Genomic DNA, 22780 nt, shown 5'->3' on the forward strand with positions numbered 1-22780 from the left:
AAAATTAAACTACCAGTCACCGGTCGAATACCGGCAACTGGCAGTTTAAATTAAAGGTGTTTTGACCCTGTCTCATTTCTGGGGGTCAGTCCCATCTGAGGCGGTTTTTTTGCATTCATCTTTCTTATTCACATGGTTTCAATGTACGGTTAATTTTTTTAGCACGGTAAAATAATCCGAGTACAAAATTTTATTCGTTACTTGGTTGATTAAGTGTTTAATAAAGGCTCCCTCATCAAAATTCTCTTCATCCACTACGAATCTTCCTAATTCAATATGAACTTCTTCGTTCATACCAGATTCAATTTCTACGAGTTCCGAGAATATAAAGCCCCATCTTTTTTCTTCAAATAATGTTCCTTCTATTTGACTAATAGAGGAGGTCACCATTGAAGAAGGCACCGAGTAATTGTTTTTGATTCGAATCAGGGTTTCATCGTGGTTTGCTGAAAATACAATTTCTTCATATCCAATATCAAAATTCTTTTTAAACTCTACTTTATTCAATACGATCTCTCCTCCATAAACTTGATTGATAGTTCAAGTATGTATAAAGAAACTTGTATTTATACCTATTTGTGATAATAATGTCGTCCAAAGTAGTCTGGAAACCATCATTCTCGATTTAGTTGTAAAAATCACGAGTTTAGTTGTAATAGTAAAATTATGGAACCCTCAGTGTGGAGTGGCACCAACAGAAAAAGGGTTTGGGTAGATTCCAAAAGCATTAATCCACGAAAAAAAGACAGGATGGCAGAATCTGCATCTTGTCTTTTTTGATGAAACTTATATTTTCTTAATTTGAGGTGCTTAAGATTCCTTCGAATTATTTGGAGCTCTTAAGTTGTTCAAATGACGCTCTTGTTCTGCTAGGATTTCATCGTCTTCCGCATTGTCGCGTGTCACTTTTTGTGTGAGGATAGCTCCGACTGCTACTAAAATCATCACTGCAATGTAATATCCCTTTTCGTTTAGTTGTAAATTATCCGCGTTGTAAAGACCGATTGAGAACATGACCACTCCCGCAAAGAACGTGAAATATGCGAGCACAGTAAATGCTACGGTATTGCGTCTTCTGTATTTCGTTGGAAACATAATGGAGTCCCCCTCTTTTCTCATTTTTTACTTCTTAATATATGATACGAATGAAACTTCTAGGTGCACTGTCATAAAATATGATAATTTTACGGTTTCTCTAATATCTTATTAAATCCAGCCATAAAAAAAGCAGATGACCGGCTTTAGGCCGATTCTTCTGCGGTATTAATTATTATTTGAGACGCCGTTTTTATGAATGATTCGTAGATTAAAAAGTAAGTCAATGACATCAGGAAAAATTAAAGAAATGCAACGAGTTGAATTTGTTAAACAACATGATCATATTGGTGTATTCCTTGATATTGATTGAGTAATACATCTAACTCTTGACTGCATGCAACAACCAAAGGATGGATCAAACCAAATTGTTTTGCTTTTTTGTACATTTCTCGTTTTTTGCTGTTTATTTTCTTCAATGTTACGTTTTCCTTGCCCACTGTTTGCACCTTCATTATTCCCTTCCCCCATACCCATATGATTTTAATTGCACATGTTTTAGACAGTGAAGCAACATGTTAAACACAGGGACCACCCTTACAGAGTTTTTCAATGAAAAGACTGTTTTTTGATTCAATATGAAACTACATTTTCTATAACTCAAAAATTTAGATGTTAAAATCTAAATGCATCGCAAAATTTTCCAATAATTTTTATCGCAATTTTAATTACCATATATATTACATTTTTATTGTATAACACCATCACCAATAAATCAATATATGGTATGAACTTTATCTTTCGACACAATATGTTGTAATGTTAATTATTTTAAAGTATTTAACTGGGAAATTTAGTAAATAATAAATATTTCTTAAATCAATAATAGTGTGCTCACTTTTTAGACCTTCAGAAGTTTGATTAACATTTCCACCATGATAGAAGTTATTCAATTTATGTTAAACATTCCTGATTATTCGTAAGTGGAAAAGATGCATTAACTTTTTCTTGATACGAGAAAGCTTATTCACACAAAAAAGACATTCCCGAATAAGGAATGCCTTTACTATTTTTATTAAACTAATCGTGCGCCTCCATCGATATCGACAACAGATCCAGTTGTGAATACGTTTTTTTGCTAAATAAACGTAAGATTGCGCAATGTCTTCAGGTTTTGCAATGCGTTTAACAGGGAGTTGCTCCGCGATTCCATTGAACATGCCTCGACGTTGGTCTTCTGGCATACCAGCGTAAATCGGTGTATTTACAATGCCAGGCGATACAACGTTTACGCGCATTGGAGATAGCTCAATAGCAAGCCAGCGAACTAAACCATCCACCGCTGAGTTAATTGCTGCTAATGTAGATGCTCCTTGTGGTGACAGGTTTATCCCAGTAATAAAAAGTGAGATACATTCATTGGAAAGCTATTCTGCCAAAGTAATACTAAAAGTAACCTGGGTGCAATTAAATAGGGTCCTTTGCATGGGTAAGCTCCGGAGCAAATGGGTAAGTAACATTACACAAACACTAGAAACAATAGTTATATGTATTCCAAACTGCCAATTCATTGTATAAATAAGCAGGAGGCTGAGTGTTATGCTCCCTCTCCCAATACGGATAGGAAAATACTCAGTAATCCCCATAAACACAACTAGCAACAAAAGCATAACAGGATTAGAAGGCAATTCACTTAATAATAGTGAATTAATAACAACAACCAAACCAAGAAAAGTAATAAAATAGATATAAAAACTAGCAACTTTTTCTCTCATAGAAATAGAGTCTATCTTTTTCAAATCGGCCTCTTCCTCCATCTCAAAGAATGTATTATGACCATTATATAAAAAAACCGGCACTGGCAAAATGGAAAAAATCCCACTAGCCAATCACCGGCTGTTCGCCTGCTTAAGAAGCAAGAACATAATATTAGTATAAAGTTAGCTTTCTTATTTGCCAATTCATCGAACGTTGTAATTGTATGTACCTTTATTCTTAGATTGTATAGAACAAAAGATGTATATAAAGATCCAGCCGCGTCAATCTCGAAATAAGATTTGTCCTTTTCCATAACTAACTTGCCTCTCTAATAAAGGTGTTCCAAGTTCCGATAAATCAATTCCCATGCATGATGATTGTAACAAATTAATCCATTCGTGTTTCTACTATTATATAATCGTAGGGCTTCTTCTATATTCCTTCTCGGTTGTGAAGGGCGACCCATGTGTTTACCTCTTGATTTTGCCCTTTCTCTACCTTCAGATGTTCGTTCAACGATTAGTCTATTAAAACCCTCATTTTCACGACTTCAATTTAGTCGCATAACCAACTGACATAATGTTAAATAAAAAAATCGTCCGATTGAACGGACGATTTTTTCTTTGATTCTGCTAAGCCAACTTTTTTAAGTACCTTATTTAATTCAACGTCAGCCTCTTCAAATTTTGCACGTGCCTCATCTAATACAACTTCACCTTCAGCAGCTACTTTAATTCCAGCTTTAACAATTGCTTGTAATGTTATTTTATTATTACCTTTACTTACTTTTGATAATTTTACTGAAAATGTTCCTTTACTTGATACTTTAACTTTTGTCACTACTTTATTATTGATTTTTACAATAATAGTAGAGTTAGCTTCTGCAGTACCTTTAATTTGAACTTCTTTATTTTGGTGCTTTACGATCTAAAACTTTGACTTTTGTAATAGCACTTTGAATTCCATTTTTATCTATAGCATATACAGATAACTCTGTACCTGCTTTTAGTTGTTTAATCTTGATACTAAATTTCCCATTAGAATCAGCTTTTCCTGTTGCAATAACAACACTACCGATTTTTACAGTGATCGTTGCATTTGCTACAGTCGTTCCTGAAAGCTTTGTATCATTGTCATCGATTGGGTTAATAACTGGTCTATTTAGTGACCATTTTGCGTAAAGCGTTACATTACCTGTCACTTTATCTGTTGTAAAATTCCATGCTACTTGACCTGCAATATCACTGTCTGAAAGGAAGTGACTTGATTAACGAATATGAAAAGAGCCTACCATCTCGGTAGACTCATTTTGATTCAATCCATTTAGATATCCTCATCATTCTTATTTGATTTGGTCAAATGTCAAGTTTGTGATTTGAATTTTGAAAACACATATGGAGAACTAGGGAAAGATTTTATTCATGTCCATCACCTTATTCCACTTCACAAAATACAACAGAGCTATATTGTAGATCCGATAGAAGAATCGATGAGAGCCTTGAAATGCATGTGGTAGTAAAATTTTGTGGACTATTAAGGGTTTTTTTAATAATGCTCCTTTATTTTTTGTCTACAATGAAAAGCCAAGGGATTAACCCTTGACTTTTTCATTAGATTTAATGTTTTACAACCTTGAACGTTGCCGCTTGACTACTATTCCCTGCCTTATCCTTTGCAGTTACAGTAATTGTAGTTCCTTTTTTCTGTACTTTTATCTTAACTGAGTAGTTCCCTTTTGAATCAGTAGTTGCTGCGCCAAGAGATTTACTTCCTACTTTCACATTAACAGTTGAGTTCGCTTCAGCTTTTCCTGTTACCTTTCTATCGTTATCATCTACTTTATTAACCGTTGGCTTGCTTGGTGCAACAACATCTGAAACAGTTACTGTCACACTCGTACTCACATTTCCAGCGCTATCTTTAGCTGTGATTACTAACTTTGTGCCTGCTTTTTGAACAGCTATTTTTGTTGAGAAAGCTCCTTTAGATGTTGCTTTTGCAGTTCCTAGTACTGTCTTACCACTTTTAACTGTAACCGTAGATCCAGATTCTGCCTTTCCAGTTACTACTTTGTCGTTATTATCAATTTTATTTACAACTGGCTTGCTTGGTGCAACAACATCTGAAACAGTTACTGTCACACTTGTACTCACATTTCCAGCGCTATCTTTAGCTGTGATTACTAACTTTGTGCCTGCTTTTTGAACAGCTATTTTTGTTGAGAAAGCTCCTTTAGATGTTGCTTTTGCAGTTCCTAGTACTGTCTTACCACTTTTAACTGTAACCATAGATCCAGATTCTGCCTTACCAGTTACAACTGTATCATTATTATCAACCTTGTTGACACTCGGATTATTTGGTGCTGTACGATCTAAAACTTTGACTTTTGTAGTAGCACTTTGAATTCCATTTTTATCTATAGCATATACAGATAACTCTGTATTTGCTTTTAGTTGTTTAATCTTGATACTAAATTTCCCATTAGAATCAGCTTTTCCTGTTGCAATAACAACACTACCGATTTTTACAGTGATCGTTGCATTTGCTACAGTCGTTCCTGAAAGCTTTGTATCATTGTCATCGATTGGATTAATAACTGGTCTATTTAGTAACCATTTTGCGTAAAGCGTCACATTACCTGTCACTTTATCTGTTGCAAAATTCCATGCTACTTGACCTGCAGCATCTTTATACCAACCAGCAAATGTATAACCTTTTCTTGTAGGTGCTGTTGTTGGTTGTGCAATTGTCGTGTTATATTTTGCCGTTTTAGAATCTACTGCACTTCCACCCTGGCTATTGAATGATACTTCATACGAGTTGATACTCCATTTCGCATAAAGAACTGTGTTTTCTGTTACTTTATCTGTCGCAAAATTCCAAGCAGTTTGCCCTGCAGCATCCTTGAACCAACCAACGAATGTATAACCAGGTCTTGTTGGTGCTGTAGGCGCTGTGATTGTTGTATTATATTCTGCTGTCTTAGTCTGTACTAAGCCACCATCTTGACCATCAAAAATAACAGTGAATTTAGTAGGTGACCATTTTCCATAAATTGTTTTTGCAGAATAAATCGAGCTTGTGAAATCCCAAGGAATTGTATATGCTTCATCTGCGAACCAAGCTAAATCATAACCATAAACAGTCGGTGCTGTTATTCTACGTGCTACAATTTGGTCTTTTACTTCAAATGGAGCATTATCTTTCACTTCGAAATGCACATTATATCCATTCACTACTTTTTGGGTTACGGTTACATCTGCATAATCAGTTGCGCTAATATTGATAGTGAATTCTCCAGTTTTTGTGAAGACACTCTTATCCAATGTAATCGTATGTGCAGCCATATCTACTTTGAATTTCGTTCCATCTACAGTAACTGCACCAACCTTAATTCTCGAAATAGAATTTGCCCACTCAGAATCAATGAATTCAAGTGTAATATCGTTTCCAAGAGCGTTATCTGTAGTATCTGTTAGTACAAGAGAACCTACTAAAGCATATTTAGCATAAAGCGTAATTGGTTTTGTCACAATGCTTGCAAAATCATATGGTATTGTTAAATTTTGATCTGTATACCAACCGTAGAACTTATAGCCGACTTTTGTTGGATCGATCGGCTTCGTTGCACTTCGATCTACGATTTGAGACGGTACAGGATCTCCGCTATTTGATTCAAATGTTACTTTATATCCTATAACCTGATCCGTAACGATTGCATCCGCATAACCTTCAGAAACAATCATCACATTGACCTTTTGTCCTGCTGTAAATAAGTCATGGTTTAGCGTAATGGAGCTATTTGTAATCGTATAATCCTTATCTAAAACTAATTCTTTTGAACCAATCTTCACTTGTTTGATATTATTTTTCCATGTTCCATCATCCGTAAATGTTAAAGTAATATCACTACCTACAATGTTTCCAACTGTATCTTTCAAAACGGTTGGAGGAGTTTTAATCCAACCTAAATAGTAAGTTGCATTATCTGTTAATCTACCATTTTTTGAAAAATCAACAACCTTATCATTTGAGTTTTCACGGTCCAAATAGAGTTTTTCGCTTAGCGATAAAAGTCCATTTGTTACATGAGAACCAGCTGTTTCCATAATAGGTGAAGTAGCTTTACCATTGATTAATACATCAGCCAAGTATAAATCATTTGCATTCTTTAACGTTCCGCCGTTTAAGTCAATATGACGTCTATAACCCAGTTTAATATCCGGAATCTCAATCGTTTCACCAGTTGTTGCTGTGACTTTTAGCTTGTAACCATTAATTTGGCCATTCGATATACTTGGTGCTTCACTAAAAGCAAACTTTTCATTTGGATGTCCAGTGGCATAGCTTTCAGTTGCTGTCGTAAATGAAAGCGCTCCAATTCTATCGTTAGTTGACATTTCATATGTGCTTGGATCTAACGTATAAGTTGTAGGCTTATCTTCCGTTGTTCCATCACTCTTGATTTTATAATAAGTTGCATCGATTTTAGCAATTTTATCCTTACTTGTTAACCAAGGAATGGTAGTTGCATAATCTGGAATGTTGATTTTAAGATCTCCTTCACCAAGCACCCAACCAGTTCCGATAGCTCCACTTATACTGTCGAACTTGATACCATTAGGTTTCGTTACATCAACAGGTGAATAGCTTTGTGTAAAGATCATTTGCCATTTAGCATAGACGGTTTGATCTGCATTTAGAGTATCTCCTGGGTCCCACTGACTTGTACCTGCTGGATCGTTAAACCAACCGATTAATTTATAACCAGGTCTTGTTGTACTAGGATTGATAATATTTCCAACTGAATTACTTATTAACTCATCTCCGATTCTTGTTCTATCTGCTCTGTACCCAACCGCTACTGGGTAAACTGGAGCACCACCTTGACTATCAAAAGTAATGCCAAATCCAAGGGCCTGTGCGGCACTGCCGTTTGAACCTACACCTACTGCTTTAAGCGGGTAGATCGTATTATCTGCACCTGTTGAGTTGATTTCAAACTTATACAACTGAGGCAACCAGTTCGTTCCACTAGGATTTATTGCCGAAGTAGCACCAACAGGTGATGCATTCGTCTTAAATAAATCTGCCTTAAATGTAATTTGTCCTGGTACACTTATATCGTAATATTTGTTACCACTTCCATCTGTCAAATCAATAATATTACTTGGATTTGTCTTATCAAGGATCGTTACACCCGCTGGGTAGTGTAACGTCTTAACTACGATTTTATTAATCCCATTTCGCCAATTAGCATCATCTTCGAAGGGTAAGGTTAAATCTTTACCTACATGCGCTTTTTGCGGGTCGGTAACCAAAGGAATCGTAGGCGTCGGAATTTGTTCCGCCGAAACCGTAAAGCTAGTAGTTACATCTTGATAGTCAGCAGCCTTAACTGTAACTGTGTAATTAGCTGCCGTCGTGAATAAAGAACCAGGTAACGTAATTTTAGAAGGCATAGTCTGTGTTGCACCATATTGATCACGATACGTATACGCTTCTGAGATCTTTACTAAACTTGTTACGTCTGTTGTTCCGAGCATAACATTCGTAATCGCTTTTCTCCATACCACATCATCTACGAACACATCGCTAAATGGGGAGATGGAAATTGTCGCACCATTTTGTAAGTCTTGTAACTTAGGAATGTTCGTTTCAAACATTTTTTGTTTTGGACCTGCAAAATTTAGCTTTTGCATGACTTGTTGTAGTGTGTCTCCCGCATTTAACGTGATGGATCCGCCATATTGAGTCGTAATGGTCATATCTTGATCCACCGTCTTTTGGGCGGTTGGAACCGTTAACCCTGCATCAATCGCATTTTGATTTTGTTTACCAAAGTTTTTGAAAATGAAATAGAAGTCATTGTAATCAATTCCATAACCGGTAGATCCTGGTTTTATCCAATAAATATCAGCATTTCTGTTGCTGTTAAGGAATGCTGTTTTGTTAGCTAACGTATTAGCTGGATTACTAGGTGTATTTAGATTCTTATATTGATAATAGACATTGATTTCATCCGTTAAATCCTTCATGTCCATGACGTTATCTCCATTGACATCTCCACCTAAAAGAATCGGGAAAAGACCTGGGAGATCTTTTACTGTTCCTGATTGATATCCAAATTTATTTTGACCAATCACTGGTGTTTGCTCATATCCCTTGAAGTGACCTGGTACATTCGCTTCGACAGAATATGGTGAATTACTTACATCCATCGTCACGGCATAATACGGGTTGATAAAAGCATACGCCATTGTATTATTTGGAGTTGTAGGGCTATCTGTTGTAAATGTTTTACCCTTATCATCTTTAACAGTTACCTTCGCACCTGAATCCACTGTGAATTGAGGATAGTTATTGTTTACTGTGTTTTTTGCGAAAGCTTCTGCCGCCACACGACCTCTAAGCAGGGATGTTGACTGTCGCACATAAGGTGTATTCGTCGGAAACCATGTCACTTTGGTACCTTCACCTGAAAAGGTTAAATTTGCTTGTAATAACGGAAATTCAAATGGCCCAACAATTGGATCGATGTTTGTATAAGTGACATCCGCTTCAAAAATATTCATATCATGGTCAAGAGCACCCTCTGGACCAATGCCAGATATTGTCACATCAATGTTTTTACCGATTCGATAGACTGGATGAGTATACGGCTCACCTACAGTTAGAACCTTAGTAGGGTCAATCCCTTTGCTGATTAGATAGTTTTTATACTCATCTGTCAATCTAATATTGCTAAAAGCGTAAACACCCGCATCATTTAGAGTAATTTTACCGCCTGACATTCCTAATCCATTTTTCGTTGCGATTGTCGTTTTGAAAGGTTTATTCGCATCGATTACAACCTTTTCTTCGTTGCCTTGACCTGCATCAACACCTCCAGAAGATGTAAGTGTTAAATATGGGGTACCTTTTTTGATAAAATAATATTCCTGTTTAGTTATATCTGAATCACCTGTCCCAGAATAATCACTTGGATAAATCCAAAATGCGCTTCCGAATTTTGAAGTTAAGTCCTCAGGAGTAATTCCAAAATGGAAACGACCTTTTTCATCTGTATCAAAGAATACAGTTGGGAACATACTATCTTGGTAGCCAATAACCGTGTTCAATGCTTGATCTACAGGAACAGGTGTCCTACCATCTTTAGGACTTAGCACCGAAGTTTCACCATTATTTTTCATAACATCGATGTTAGAATCGTAGACTGAACCATAAAATCCTTTAATCTCTTGTCCAGGTGAGTAGCCTGTAGGGTCGATTTCATAGATTCCTGGCTTTGAGTCGCTGTCCATGTTGATGGTTGGCGGCGTACTGTCTACATAGACTGTTTCTTCTGCTGTGTAACGTTTTCCAGCTTCATCAGTCATAATCATTTCAAGGGAATATGCGCCCTCTTTAATCACTTCCGGCTTTTCTGCTATTCCGGATTGATCCAATGAGCCCTCATATGGCTTTGTAAATGGAAGATAAAATCCATTAAAAAGCGTAATATATGGTCCGTATTGGACACCTGGGGAAAGCCAACTTGCATTAGCTAATGTGTTAGCTAAGCCTAAATAATTTCCATTCTTATCTTTTAATACAATATAGAAGTTTTCCATTGCACTATTAATTGAGAAGCGATAGCCAGCTGCTCCACCTGGCATTGTCATTGCCTTATAATCAACTTTAAAAGTATCAATTCCTTTTTCCGCAACGGTAATAGTGAACGGAATACGATATGACTCCGATGAGTTCGCCGCATTTACCAGGTAAATATAACCCTCATAAGTACCCTCAATTGAGTTTGACGGAACCGTTATTTTTGCTGTTGCTTTAACTGTACTTCCACCGTCAACATTAATGGATGAAACTTTTGTACCACCGGTAGAAAAATCAATTTTGACATCATTTCCTGTGCCAGGACCTACTTTATTTGATCCAGCAAATTTTGTTGAAATAAATTGTGTACTTACATTAAATGTTTTACTGCTAGTTCCTTGATTAGTTACATTAAAGTCTTTTGATGAAATCACATCATAAGTGCCGTTCGTTGCGCCTTCTCCTCTACCTTTAAAGCCAAAGAACATACTTCCTGTAAGGTTATCAATTTGACTTAGCGTAGATGAATCTGAATCAACGGTATATGCTTTATCTAAAACTTGGATTTTTACATCCTCTTTTATCGCACGTGCAGGATCAACACGTCCAGCACCGACTTGGTATACGCTATAAGTCTTTGAATCTGTGTTAATATCCTTTGCTGTATTCATTAATGCCGACTTAACATCTGCCGGAGTATATTCTGGATTTGCAGCTAAAATCAATGCTGAAATACCTGCAACGTGAGGCGTTGCCATTGAAGTCCCGGACATTAATTCATAAGCATACTTATAATCTCTATTTTCTACACTTACTCCGTCTTGTGGCTCCCAAACGTCATATGGAACGGTAGACGAAATGTCAACACCAGGCGCCACAACATCTGGCTTGATTGTCCAATCTTTTACCGGTCCCGTTGAGCTAAAGTTTGCCAACTCGTCGCCTTTCTTTGCGATCGGCTCATCAAGTGTATCTGGGAACGTAATCGTTGCTGATTTAGGATCCTTGTAAATGGCATCAGAAAGAGCTTGTCCCTGCGCTTGAGTCAATGAAACAGAATAAACATTATCCATGCTAACGCCTAAGAAGCTTGTTATATAACCTTGGTTATCTGCATCGGCATTATTGTTCCAAATGATCATACCTGCTACGCCGGCTTTTTTAGCATTTGCCATTTTAGTCTGTAAAAACTCTCCACCACGTTTCACAAGAGCAATTTTACCAGACATATCTAAACCATTGTAATCTGCCGCACTACCTAAACCAACATCAACAATCGGATATGTTTGTCCTTTAAAGGCATCATCTGCTTGTGCGAAGGTTTTACCAAACAAACGAGCTTGATAGGAAGTTGCGCCGTTCTTTAAGGTCATCACTGGAATATCTCCAGGAATCGAACTTGCACCAACCGTTATCGCCAGTGCAGAAGTTCCTGGTGAGCCTACAGTAGCTGCACCTGGACCACTATTACCTGCTGCAACATCACACACAACACCAGCTAAGGTAGCATTGTTAATAGCTATACTGGTTGGATAAAGTGGATCATTAATCGTTGCACCAAGCGAAAGATTGATGACATCCATATCATCCTTAACTGCTTGATCAATACCGTTCAATACGGAGTCTGTTGTGCCACGTCCACCTGGTCCTAGTACACGATAACCATAAAGGTCCACATCTGGCGCTACACCATTTGCTGAATAAACGTCGTTATTATTTGTCGTATTTGCAGCTATAGTCCCTGAAACGTGAGATCCATGAGATGTAATATACTGTTTATAATCTGCAGGAGGTGGTCCAACAACTGGATTAGGATTCGCCTTAGCAGCTACCCAATCTTCATAATTTGTTTCCATTGGATCATGGTCATCCACATAAATGACATTTCCATTTGCATCGAATCCTGCATTATTGACTAAGTCATGTCCACCTTTATATACAGCCTTTAAATCAGGGTGGTTGTAGTCAATACCAGTATCCAATACACCGACCTTAACTTTTTGGCCTGCACGAGGACCTGATTTAATAATACCTGTATGACCCTCAGCTTGAAGTTTATCTAATCCTAATAAAGAAAGCCCTGTTGTAGGCTTGCCTACAGACTCACTTGTCTCTAAAGCTTTTGGAGTAGATCCTTCAGCAACCGTATATTCTACTTGAGACCAAACAGAAGCAACTTCTGGATTTTTGGCAATATTTTCAACTAATTTTGCAGGTAGTGATAAAGCTACTCCATTAAATGCTTCTGAATATTCTCGTGTAATACTCATAGCCGTTTTAACAGATTTCCCGCCAATTATTTGCGTTTTAGGCTGCGTATTCACAAAGCTTTTAAATTTAGCATGAGAATCTTTAACCTTTTTTTGTGCGTCGGAATATTCGCTTGCAAAAGCTTTACTATTTACAGTTGCTCCACCTTTAGCCAACGATTTCTTAATGATTTCTATCTTAGCTGGGTCTTCTTTAAATTGAACAATCACGTTAATATTTTTTGAACTACGTAAATCTTTTTGGTCCACATGGATTTTTTGAGCGTTATCTGCTCCAGTGAGCTTATTAATGTTTGCTTTTTGCTCAGGAGTAAGCCCGTCAAGAATACGGTTTACTTCTTTTGCATTAAAGGTTTCACTAGATGGACTTTGCTTATTTTGCTTCGATTCAGCATGTACATGTGTTAAAGCCTGAGGTAATGCAATGTTTAATAGCATTAAGCTTAACGCAAAGCACGAAAATACTTTCTTTGCTAGTCTCTTACTAAACTTTTTTCTGTACTTCATATTTCTCCTCCTAAAATAATGAAATCATTTGATAACACTGAAACCTATAGCTTTTCCTGTTTTTTACTGTCCTTAACAAGCACATCGATGGTTTCATTGGGCTATTCATCTTCATGATTACATGGATAGTTCTATCTAAATATTGCCAGAAAGGCGTTGTATTTGTTGCGGATGGTCTAGTTGTTTTCGCATAGGCAATTCCCTTTTCTGTCACCATGACAGCGAATGGAATTTGATAGGTTTCTGCCGGATTGTACGCATTGGTCACATGGATATATCCTTCATATCTGCCTTCCTCGGCGCTGGAAGGAATCGTGATTTCGGTTGCAGTTCCTGCGAAGTAGGCAGGTATTTGCCCGTCAACATTGTTGTACACAATCACTGCTTTAGCACCAGCGTTTTTGGCATTTTTAATTTTTTCATCAAAGGTAATTTCCCTGCGCTGAATCAACGCAAGTTTTCCGTTGAAAACATTCCTAGTAAAATCAGCTGCTTTACCAAGTCCTGCAAAGACAATTGGTAAAGTTTGTCCTTGCAAAATCTTCTAATCTATCAGAAAAATCTTTGCCTAAGAGCTGCATATTTTCAAACCTTTAATGGAAACGCTTCCAATTTCCCACGCTGAATCAACGCAAGTTTTCCGTTGAAATCTTTCCCAGCAAAATCAGCTGCTTTACCAAGTCCTGCAAGATAATTGGTAAAGTTTGTCCTTGCAAATCTTCTAATCTATCAGAAAAATCATTGCCTAGGAGCTGCATATTTTCAAACCTTTCAATGGAAACGCTTCCATTGATGTAGGAATCGACATGGAAACATCACTTGCCCCTACTGAAATGCCGAGAGCCGCTGTTCCCGGAGAACCGAGCGTTTTTTCGTTCGGTCCGGAGTTGCGCTGGCGCCTGTTCGAATTCCACGATTACTTTGACTAATTCCGGACTATTCGTATTAATATCCGGAGAAATCGTAAAGTTTGAATTGGTATCCAATTGCTCGATTCAGCTCAAACGAGCTTTGCGCCAAAACGTTATATGGAGCACCTTGAGATAATAACATACCAACAGATAACGTTCCTTTAAGAATCTAACTGATTTTTTTCCTCTACATACCGTATCCCCTTGTCTAATATATAATTGTTTTTTTCTCTCCTACTATTGTTTTTTACAAACAAGTCATTTAAAAAAGAATTCCTACGATTCCATCCCTCATCATCCCACATTTCTACTTTATTGAAAATTAAACCTAAGAAGTAACTTTTGTAGCAATTGGTTCTACACCTACATAAAACAAAAGCACTATTCCGATCATTATTATTAAAGTGGAATAATAAGGTACAGGACAGTTTGTTTTAACATTTTTATATCGATGCAGCACTTGAAACAGCTGATATTGCTTTAATGGCCGATGACTTAGAGAAGCTACCCTATACAGTAATAGCGCCCCTACTATAATAATCGCTGTTCCAATTAAGAAAAGCATCTTGTTTTCTTTTTGATTTTCCGGTTTCTCTTTTGTCTGTGAAGTCACTAAATCCATATGTATTTCAGTACGTTATCGAATTTTTGTTGAAGAATTTGAACCGGAATAAGTTTTGAAATTAAGAAGCGCTTTTTATTTGCTACTTACTTGCTGCAACCTTTTAACTGTAGCAAAAGAAAATGTTAGAGGACCTCTTGTTACATACATTTTAGAGACGGTATATTTGTAAAGACTGCATACACTTGAAACACCTTTTTACCTGATTGCAAAAGAATTGTTGGAGGATCGAAATGAAAAAACTCATCATTTTATTTACACTTTCGCTACTACTTGGTAGTTGTTCTAATTTACCGGCGAACGAAATCTCCATTAAACCAGCGCCTGTTGTGAACGCAATGGAAACTGATAATCCCAAAGAAAAAACAATCCCAATTGACGTGTCTTTAGAAAAACCAATTGTAACTAGTGTACAACTGGTAGCCATAGGCGATATTCTTATTCACCAACCTGTCTATTGGGACGCTGCGACTCCTCAAGGTGGGTATAATTTCTCTTCTATGTTTACGAAAGTGAAGCCCTTTATAGAAGAAGCTGATATTGCTGTCGCAAACCAAGAAACGATGATTGGTGGCGCAGAACTTGGCCTCTCCGGGTATCCGTTGTTTAACAGTCCTTACGAAATTGGTGATGCTTTGAAAGAAGCTGGGATTGACCTTGTCACGCTTGCCAATAACCACACTTTAGATCAAGGTGAAAAAGGTATCAGAAACGCCCTTGCTTATTGGGACCGCATTGGGATGGCTTATACAGGCGCATTCAAATCAAATGCAGATCGGGAGAATATTCGAACGGTTAATAAAAATGGAATTGGCTTTTCATTTTTATCCTATAGTTATGGAACAAACGGGTTACCCGTGCCTGAGGATAAAGAGTATTTAATCAACTTGATTAACTTGTCATTGATTAAACAAGATGTTGAAAAAGCTAAAGCCCTCTCAGATGTTGTGGTGGTTTCCATGCATTGGGGAAATGAGTACGAAAAAGAACCAAACCAAATGCAACTTGATTTAGCAAAAGAACTTTCAAATATGGGTGTCGATATCATCATTGGACATCATCCACATGTCCTACAGCCGATGGATTGGATTGAACGTGTTGATGGTTCGAGAACATTCGTTATGTATAGTTTAGGGAATTTTTTATCTGCCCAAGATGGACTAGAAAAAATGACAGGGGGTATTGGCGGAATAGAAATCACTAAAACAACGTCCTCTGGAAAATCTGTGATTTCGTTAAGTAATCCAAGTTTTATTCCTACTTATGCGTACAATAAAAACAAAAGAAATTTCAGTATTATTCCGATGGTTCAATTAAATGATTCTTATTTGTCTAATTATCTAAGCTACTATGAGAGCACACAAAATCATATGATGACCTTAATAAAAGAATAAGTGATTGTTTAATTTCATTTTAAAGAACGAAATGTATCGATAAAATTCTGTGGATTGCTGTGAATATTAAAAGGAAATACACCTTGATTGGTGTGGAGATATAAAATCCCAGCATCTGATGATGAGAAGGGTTTGTAGGACACATCCATCACTTGATGAAGAGTGAACACTGCTCGTGCAGTTTTAACGACTTCATGTGTAATGGTCAATTCATGGTGCGTAGCAATTTTTTGCATTTGATAATAGAAATCGATGGTTCGCTCCACTTCGGTGTAAATGATTGTTACTCGTTGTGTTTCTTTGGTCATCACGCATTCCCTCCTCTTCCCTCTAATGGTACAGGAGTTATCCAGTAGATTCAAAAAATACAGTGAACCTCCTCGGAAAGTGAGGAGGTTTTTTGTTTGGGTAAGGATTCTTTTTTATGCACATTCTATTTAAGAAGTCTTTGCTTTTGCTGCGCGCTTTCGTGGTACTGCCTTTTTCTTTTTCGTTTTATCAAGTGAAGCTTGGAGAGCTGACATTAAATCTGTCACATTCGAAGGAGCAGTAGATTGTTTTTCGGTCGCAGTAACTGTCTGTTTGCCGGTCTTTTTCTCTTCAATTAATTCCATTAATGCTGTTCGATAGTCATCCGTATATTTCTCGGGTTCAAACGTAGTTGTTAATTGGTCAACGAGCATTAAAGCCGTCTCTAACTCTTTTTGAACAACGGCTGGTTCACTTGGGATATTCGGTACATCCTTAGCACTGCGAACCTCATCTGGAAAATGAATTGTTTCCATAACAAGCAATTCTTCAAAAACGCGAACAACTGCCAACTGTTCTTTCGAACGAATCATAATTTTAGCCACGCCAATTTTACCAGATTCCATCAATGCTTTTCGCAAAAGGGAATACGCTTTTCCTCCACCACTATCAGGTGCCATAAAATAACTGCGTTCAAAGTAGATGGGATCAATCTCCTCCAATTTCACAAAGTCGATGATCTCAACTGCCTTATCTTCATTTTCTTTTTTCAACTTTTCCAGTTCTTCGTCATCCAACACTACGAACTTATTTTTCGAGTATTCATATGCTTTTACGATATCTTCACTCTGAACTTCTTTTTTGCATCCTGAACAAACCTTTTGATAATTAATAGGCGTGTTACATTCTTTGTGTAATTGTCGTAACTTGATATCTTTATTTTCAGTCGCTGTATGAAGTTTTACAGGAATATTTACGAGTCCAAAGCTTATGCTTCCTTTCCATACTGTATGCATTTGCTTACACCTACTCTTTCTTTTACTTACTATGCAATGTTTTGATCATTTTTATGTATTAGGAATGGGAATTAATCAAAAGCTACAACAAAAAGCGAGAGTAGGTAAACAATTGAAACCGATGCTTTTAACAGTGGCAACAGATATCCCTTTAGGCAAAAACTGGCTGTATGAAGCAAAGTATGATGGTTTTCGTTGCCTATTGGAGTGGGATGATAATGGCGCAATGCTGAAGAGTAGGAATGGCAATGACCTTAGTGAGCAGTTTCCTGAAATTATTGGTTTTTGCCTGGAACTTCATGATCGAATTCGTTCATTTTTACCCATAATTCTTGATGGAGAACTTGTTTATTTAATCAATAATGTTCAAAGTAATTTTTCAATCGTTCAACTAAGAGGACGAATGAGAACGCCAAGCGTTATTAAGCACCATGTCAAAGAATTCCCATGCCATTTTGTTGCATTTGATTTATTGAAAGCCAAAGGAGAAAGTCACAGCGATCTTTCTTTAACAAAACGTAAGCAAAAACTAAAAAAGATATTTCAAACAATGACTCTTCCTATTTCAATTGACTATGAAGACAATCGTAAACTTCAAGCAATTGATGTTTATCACAATAGCGAAGAAATATGGAATAAGGTCACGGTAAATAACGGGGAAGGCCTCATTGCTAAACAAAAAACAAGTCTCTGGCAAAGTGATAAAAGAACCCCTCATTGGCTAAAAATTAAAAACTGGCGATATGTAACTGTTGTCCTCACGAAATATGATAAAAGTAATGGCTTTTTCCATGGTGCCATTTACGTCCATGATGATCTCGTTGAAGTGGTGACTTTTCGTCACGGTCTTAAAGAGGATGAACTACAAACACTCGTCACCGTATTCCAATCAAATGGTTTGAAGACTGGCGAAAACATATGGGCGTTAGAACCATCCATTTGTGTCGAGATTGCTTGTATTGATTTCGACGGAAAACACTTAAGAGAACCTCGGTTCCATGCCTTTAACTTTGAAAAGGAACCAACCGATTGTCACTGGCAACACATGCAAAGGCAACTCTTTCCTGTCCCAGAAGCCATACAGATTACACATCCTGATAAGCCCATCTGGCCGGCAAGCTCTATTCAAAAAGACGATTATTTGCTTTATTTGCAGCATATCTCTCCGTATATGCTCCCATTTTTACGAGACCGTCTTCTAACGGTTATTCGTTTTCCACACGGAATGCTCGGTGAAAGTTTTTATCAAAAAAACGCGCCTGACTCAGTTCCTAATTTTGTAACCACTCAACAAGACGATGATATACGGTACATTATGTGTAATGATGTTGAAACCTTATTATGGTTCGGAAACCAACTTGCGCTTGAGTTCCATATTCCTTTTCAAACCATTCATACTCCTATGCCTACTGAAATCGTTTTTGACCTTGACCCTCCTTCAGTTCATGAGTTTTCTTTAGCGATTGAAGCAGCTTTGCGCATGAAAGCTATTTTCGATCAGTTTGGTCTTCAATCTTTTGTGAAAACTTCAGGTGGTAAAGGCATACAAGTTTATATTCCTTTACCAGTGAACGAATTTTCTTACGTAGACACTCGTGTATTCACGAAGTTTGTCTGTGAATTTTTATGCGAGCAAGAGCCTCAATGGTTTACTACAGAGCGATTGAAAAAGAACCGTCATAATAAATTGTATTTGGATTATGTACAACATCATGAAGGCAAAACAATCGTGGCACCATATTCTCCGAGAGGAAATGAAAAAGGCCTCATTGCGACTCCCCTCAATTGGGTTGAGGTCAATGAATCACTTAAACCTGATTTATTTTCAATTCCCGCAGTTTTAGAACGAATGAAAAACCAAGGCAATCCATTTCGTGATTTCCGATTAAAGATAGAAGAACAGAAATTCCGTGATGTTCTAAATCAACTGCAAAATCTCGATTAATCAAATAGAGTTTCTCGCGTCAACTGTCGTGAATAGTGAAAAAACACAAGGACATACTAAACATGCTAAGGAAAGGATGAAAATTCCATGGAGAAAAAGGTTTTCACTGAAGAAGATCGTGAACTATCAACTGGGGCTTTTTGGAAAAATCCAGACGGAGTTAAAACAGACAAATTAAGCTTATTCGATATGCACGAGGATATGAAATTCGTCGATGTCCTTATGGTTGATGAGTTAAATAAACAAGTAATCAATGATCTCGCACGGAAAGTAACCAAAGACCCTTCTGCCAATGAAGAAATTCATCCAAACTAACATCTTTTATCTACGAATTAAAAAACACCCACTCAAGTGTGTAATTTCTTACACATGAGTGGGTGTTTTAATTATGAACACTTTGCCACGAGGTCGGGCATTTTTATACCATTGAAAACAGAAAATAAAGATGACCATAAGCTCGATCGCATCTCCGCCATAGTACATGATTAGTCCACCTATTTCAGACTGGGCTGATGAAATTCCACTTGGTGGATGTGCATAAATATACTTAGATAAAATACTGTGAGCAGCAAAAGCACCGACTAGTACCATTGAACGGTATGTAAAGCTTAATCGGTGTGGAGTCGGTTCCAAATAGATTATGGACATGGTGAAAAGATATCCAGCTACGAACACATGAATGTGAACGAGTATATGAATGATGATGTTCTGTTGCATCAAGACGTACAAGTCCGTGGTATAAAGTAGCCAAAGACCCCCTACGTTTAGGCTTGCTGCACAAAGTGGATTCGTAATTATTTGTACTGGCAAACTCTTCAATATACGTGTTAGACGTCTCGCAGAACGCACAGGGATTGTTCTCAAGATAAGCGTCATTGGTGTAGCTAGAACCATAAGAAGTGGTGCCAACATGCCAAGAAGCACATGACCTACCATATGCGCAGCGAAATCCTCATGAGCACGCTCCGCTAGTGGTCCGATGATGGCCATTGACGCACAGAGAATACCCACCATCCACAAAACACTTCGTACTTTTGACCATTGTTTTTTAAGTTGCCGATTAGATACAACAACAGCAGCTAAATAAAGAACTACGGCTAACAAAAAAGGTATAGCCATTATGAGTTGTAAGTTCACTTCACTTCCGGCGACATGACTGTGACTATTCCCCATTAAATTTGGCATCTCCTGGTTGGAATGAATGCAGTTTTACTCTACCAATCAGCAAAACGCCTGCTAAAATCATTGCCAACGCCGTAAGATTCCAAATCATGTCGTAAGGACGAATCTCCACACCGTAGCGAATTTGGTGCAATCCCATCCACTTATGCTGGATGGTCCCGTCGTACAACTGGAATGCCCCTCCCCCAAGAAACACACCTGCTAACCACCTTTTGAACCAATAAGCTTCCTTCCGGTGTAAGTCTGCTAATAAAAACGAAGAAGCAATGGTTGCAAACCAACTAAAAGCATGGAACAAACCATCTGAAACTAGCCCAATGTCTGTCGTTGATTTGTCGTAGAAATGGTGCCAATGTAACAGCTGATGAAACACAACTTCATCGATAAAACCGACTAGGCCTAGTCCGAATAGAATCCCAGTCCATAGATTACGGGTCGCATACGTATAGCGATTGGTGAATTTTGAAGGATTAGATGAATGATTTATCTCAGCAGTCATAATATTCTCCTTTGATTGCACATCTACTGGATTACAAATCGTATTTTCCCTATGTTCACCTTTTGCTAGAAATTATATACGTTTACATGACAGGATTAATGCGGAACTTTTCTATACCATCAACCTAGTAATAAAATTGTAAAAAGAACTTAATATTCCGAAAAAATAGTTTACCAAAAAAGAATATGCTTATTTTAGAAAATAGGAGGAGTGATAACTTGAGAAAAATTCATCTAGTCATAATTATCGGTGTTATGTTTCTACTTCAAGCATGTTCTACTGGAGAATCTTCACAAGTAGACAATGAATCCGGTAAAGAGAGCAAAGTATTAATAGTAGCGAGGAAATCAGATGTTACTAATCTAGATCCTCATTTTATTGTCGATGTATCGACGGCTAATGTATTATACGAAAAGGTCTATGAAACTCTAGTGATTCCAAATGATAATATGGAACCCCAACCTCATTTAGCTACAGAATGGGAACAACTAGATGAAACAACTTGGGCATTCACATTACGAGATGATGTTGAGTTTCATGATGGGACTAATTTTAATGCGGACGCAGTAAAGAAAACATTTGATCGCCTACTCAATCCAGAGACTGCTTCTCCTCAAGCTAGTAAGCTTGGAATGATTAAAGAAGTCGAAGTAGTAGATGACCGACATGTCATCTTCCATTTATCAACACCCTATGCACCTCTATTGTCTATACTAGCTAGTAATGAAGGTAGTATCTTAAACCCAGAAATTTTAGAGAAAGATCCAGAGTCATTAAAGAAATCTGCAAACGGGACAGGTCCTTTTGTCTTCGAGGAATGGAAATCTGGTCAAGTCGTGAAACTTTCAAAAAACAAAAAATACTGGGGAAAAGAACCTAAAGTTGATGGAGTTGAATTTAGAATAATTCCAGAAGATACAACGCGTCTAGGCATGGTTGAAAGAGGAGAAGTCCATATAATGGACCAAGTTCCCCTCAATGAAATAGAAAGAGTTGAAGCTTCAGATTCACTAAAGTTATATCGAAATGAAGGTTTAGGTGTTGAGTTTATAGGATTTAACGTACAGAAAACACCTGTTGATAACGTGGCGTTAAGAAAAGCAATTAGCTATGCCATTGATCAGGAAGCAATATTATCAGGAGTGTTTAACAACGTAGGTTTACTGAGTAATTCAACCATGAGTCCCAAAGTGTTTGGTTATTCTGATCAACTTACTGGACCATCGTACGATTTGAATAAGGCCAAACAATTCTTAAAAGAATCTGGTGTGTCAGAAGGTACACGATTAACCTTATTAACAGCAGATCGAGCTGAAAGAATTAGCTTATCTGAGGTTGTACAATCTCAGTTGAAAGCGATAGGTCTCGAGGTAGATATTAAAGTACTTGAATATGGAGCTTATATAGAGGCCAACTCAAATCAAGAAGGTCACCTCTTTATTGGTAGTTGGGGAAATGCTACTGGAGATGGAGATTATAACCAATACAATTTATTTCACTCGAGCTCACAAGGATCTTCAGGTAATTATCAATACTATTCAAATCCTATAGTGGATAAATTATTAGATCAAGCACGTCAAGAGAGTGACCCAGACAAACGCAATGAAATTTATGCAGAAACACAACAAATTGAATTAGATGATGCAGCATATGTTCCAATCAGAAGTTACGAAAACTTAGTTGTTTATCATCCCTCAGTAAAAGGAATTAAGTTAAACCCTATTGCTTACTTAATGTTAGGCGATGTAGAACTAACAGAATAAATAAGAGTCAAACTTAAAAGATTTCCTTTTAAGTTT

At 37.3% G+C, this 22780-nt stretch carries 17 protein-coding genes and 1 pseudogene; 4 read left to right on the forward strand and 14 right to left on the reverse strand.

Annotated features, from left to right (window positions below):
• Positions 1-138: 138 nt before the first annotated feature.
• The 10 genes and pseudogenes from C8K15_RS17355 to C8K15_RS20435 form a co-directional block, all read right to left on the reverse strand.
• Positions 139-507, reverse strand: coding sequence for a hypothetical protein (locus tag C8K15_RS17355; RefSeq protein WP_108587688.1), 369 nt, complete (start codon positions 505-507; stop codon positions 139-141).
• A 303-nt stretch (positions 508-810) separates the two neighbouring features.
• Positions 811-1095, reverse strand: a complete 285-nt coding sequence (locus tag C8K15_RS17360) for a YiaA/YiaB family inner membrane protein (RefSeq protein WP_108587689.1) — start codon at positions 1093-1095, stop codon at positions 811-813.
• Positions 1096-1364: 269 nt separating this feature from the next.
• Complete coding sequence (locus C8K15_RS17365; protein WP_108587690.1) at positions 1365-1550, reverse strand: aspartyl-phosphate phosphatase Spo0E family protein; 186 nt, start codon at positions 1548-1550, stop codon at positions 1365-1367.
• A gap of 444 nt (positions 1551-1994) precedes the next feature.
• Complete coding sequence (locus C8K15_RS17370) at positions 1995-2375, reverse strand: SDR family oxidoreductase (protein ID WP_233260551.1); 381 nt, start codon at positions 2373-2375, stop codon at positions 1995-1997.
• Positions 2376-2462: 87 nt separating this feature from the next.
• On the reverse strand, positions 2463-2924 hold the full coding sequence (locus tag C8K15_RS17375; RefSeq protein ID WP_233260552.1) for a hypothetical protein: 462 nt from the start codon (positions 2922-2924) through the stop codon (positions 2463-2465).
• Between the two features lie 451 nt (positions 2925-3375).
• Positions 3376-3720: an Ig-like domain-containing protein gene (locus C8K15_RS17385; protein WP_158268352.1), complete on the reverse strand. Its 345-nt coding sequence runs from the start codon at positions 3718-3720 to the stop codon at positions 3376-3378.
• Entirely contained in the window at positions 3701-4033 is a 333-nt protein-coding gene (locus C8K15_RS17390; protein WP_108587692.1) for an Ig-like domain-containing protein, read from the reverse strand. Before C8K15_RS17390 ends, C8K15_RS17385 begins: the two co-directional genes overlap by 20 nt.
• 376 nt (positions 4034-4409) lie before the next feature.
• A complete protein-coding gene (locus C8K15_RS17400) occupies positions 4410-13163 on the reverse strand; it encodes an Ig-like domain-containing protein (protein ID WP_108587693.1) in 8754 nt (2917 codons plus the stop codon).
• A gap of 39 nt (positions 13164-13202) precedes the next feature.
• A pseudogene (locus tag C8K15_RS21460) lies at positions 13203-14052 on the reverse strand (PA domain-containing protein); the annotation flags it as partial.
• A 350-nt stretch (positions 14053-14402) separates the two neighbouring features.
• On the reverse strand, positions 14403-14687 hold the full coding sequence (locus C8K15_RS20435; protein ID WP_158268350.1) for a hypothetical protein: 285 nt from the start codon (positions 14685-14687) through the stop codon (positions 14403-14405).
• 242 nt (positions 14688-14929) lie between these two features.
• On the opposite strand from C8K15_RS20435, the gene C8K15_RS17420 reads away from it, so the two are divergent.
• Positions 14930-16090: a CapA family protein gene (locus tag C8K15_RS17420; RefSeq protein WP_108587695.1), complete on the forward strand. Its 1161-nt coding sequence runs from the start codon at positions 14930-14932 to the stop codon at positions 16088-16090.
• Between the two features lie 14 nt (positions 16091-16104).
• Here the strand turns inward: C8K15_RS17420 and C8K15_RS17425 are convergent, their stop codons facing one another.
• Complete coding sequence (locus tag C8K15_RS17425; protein ID WP_108587696.1) at positions 16105-16398, reverse strand: hypothetical protein; 294 nt, start codon at positions 16396-16398, stop codon at positions 16105-16107.
• A gap of 129 nt (positions 16399-16527) precedes the next feature.
• Positions 16528-17355, reverse strand: a complete 828-nt coding sequence (ku, locus tag C8K15_RS17430) for a non-homologous end joining protein Ku (protein WP_108587697.1) — start codon at positions 17353-17355, stop codon at positions 16528-16530.
• A gap of 112 nt (positions 17356-17467) precedes the next feature.
• Between ku and C8K15_RS17435 the strand changes: the two genes are divergently transcribed.
• Together C8K15_RS17435 and C8K15_RS17440 are read left to right on the forward strand one after the other, a co-directional pair.
• Complete coding sequence (locus C8K15_RS17435; RefSeq protein ID WP_108587717.1) at positions 17468-19300, forward strand: DNA ligase D; 1833 nt, start codon at positions 17468-17470, stop codon at positions 19298-19300.
• Positions 19301-19387: 87 nt separating this feature from the next.
• The gene (locus C8K15_RS17440) at positions 19388-19615 is read left to right on the forward strand and encodes a hypothetical protein (RefSeq protein WP_108587698.1); all 228 of its coding nucleotides are present in this window, start codon (positions 19388-19390) and stop codon (positions 19613-19615) included.
• A gap of 48 nt (positions 19616-19663) precedes the next feature.
• On the opposite strand, the gene C8K15_RS17445 is transcribed toward C8K15_RS17440, so the two are convergent.
• Positions 19664-20473 carry a cytochrome c oxidase assembly protein gene (locus C8K15_RS17445; RefSeq protein WP_108587699.1) on the reverse strand — a complete coding sequence of 270 codons (810 nt, stop codon included), beginning with the start codon at positions 20471-20473 and terminating at the stop codon, positions 19664-19666.
• The gene (locus C8K15_RS17450; protein WP_108587700.1) at positions 20463-20981 is read right to left on the reverse strand and encodes a DUF2243 domain-containing protein; all 519 of its coding nucleotides are present in this window, start codon (positions 20979-20981) and stop codon (positions 20463-20465) included. Before C8K15_RS17450 ends, C8K15_RS17445 begins: the two co-directional genes overlap by 11 nt.
• A 185-nt stretch (positions 20982-21166) precedes the next feature.
• Here C8K15_RS17450 and C8K15_RS17455 point away from each other — a divergent pair, with 185 nt between their 5' ends.
• Complete coding sequence (locus tag C8K15_RS17455) at positions 21167-22744, forward strand: glutathione ABC transporter substrate-binding protein (RefSeq protein WP_108587701.1); 1578 nt, start codon at positions 21167-21169, stop codon at positions 22742-22744.
• The last annotated feature ends 36 nt before the right edge of the window (positions 22745-22780 follow it).

Origin of the sequence: Paenisporosarcina sp. OV554, assembly GCF_003058165.1 — a bacterium.
GTDB lineage: Bacteria > Bacillota > Bacilli > Bacillales_A > Planococcaceae > Paenisporosarcina.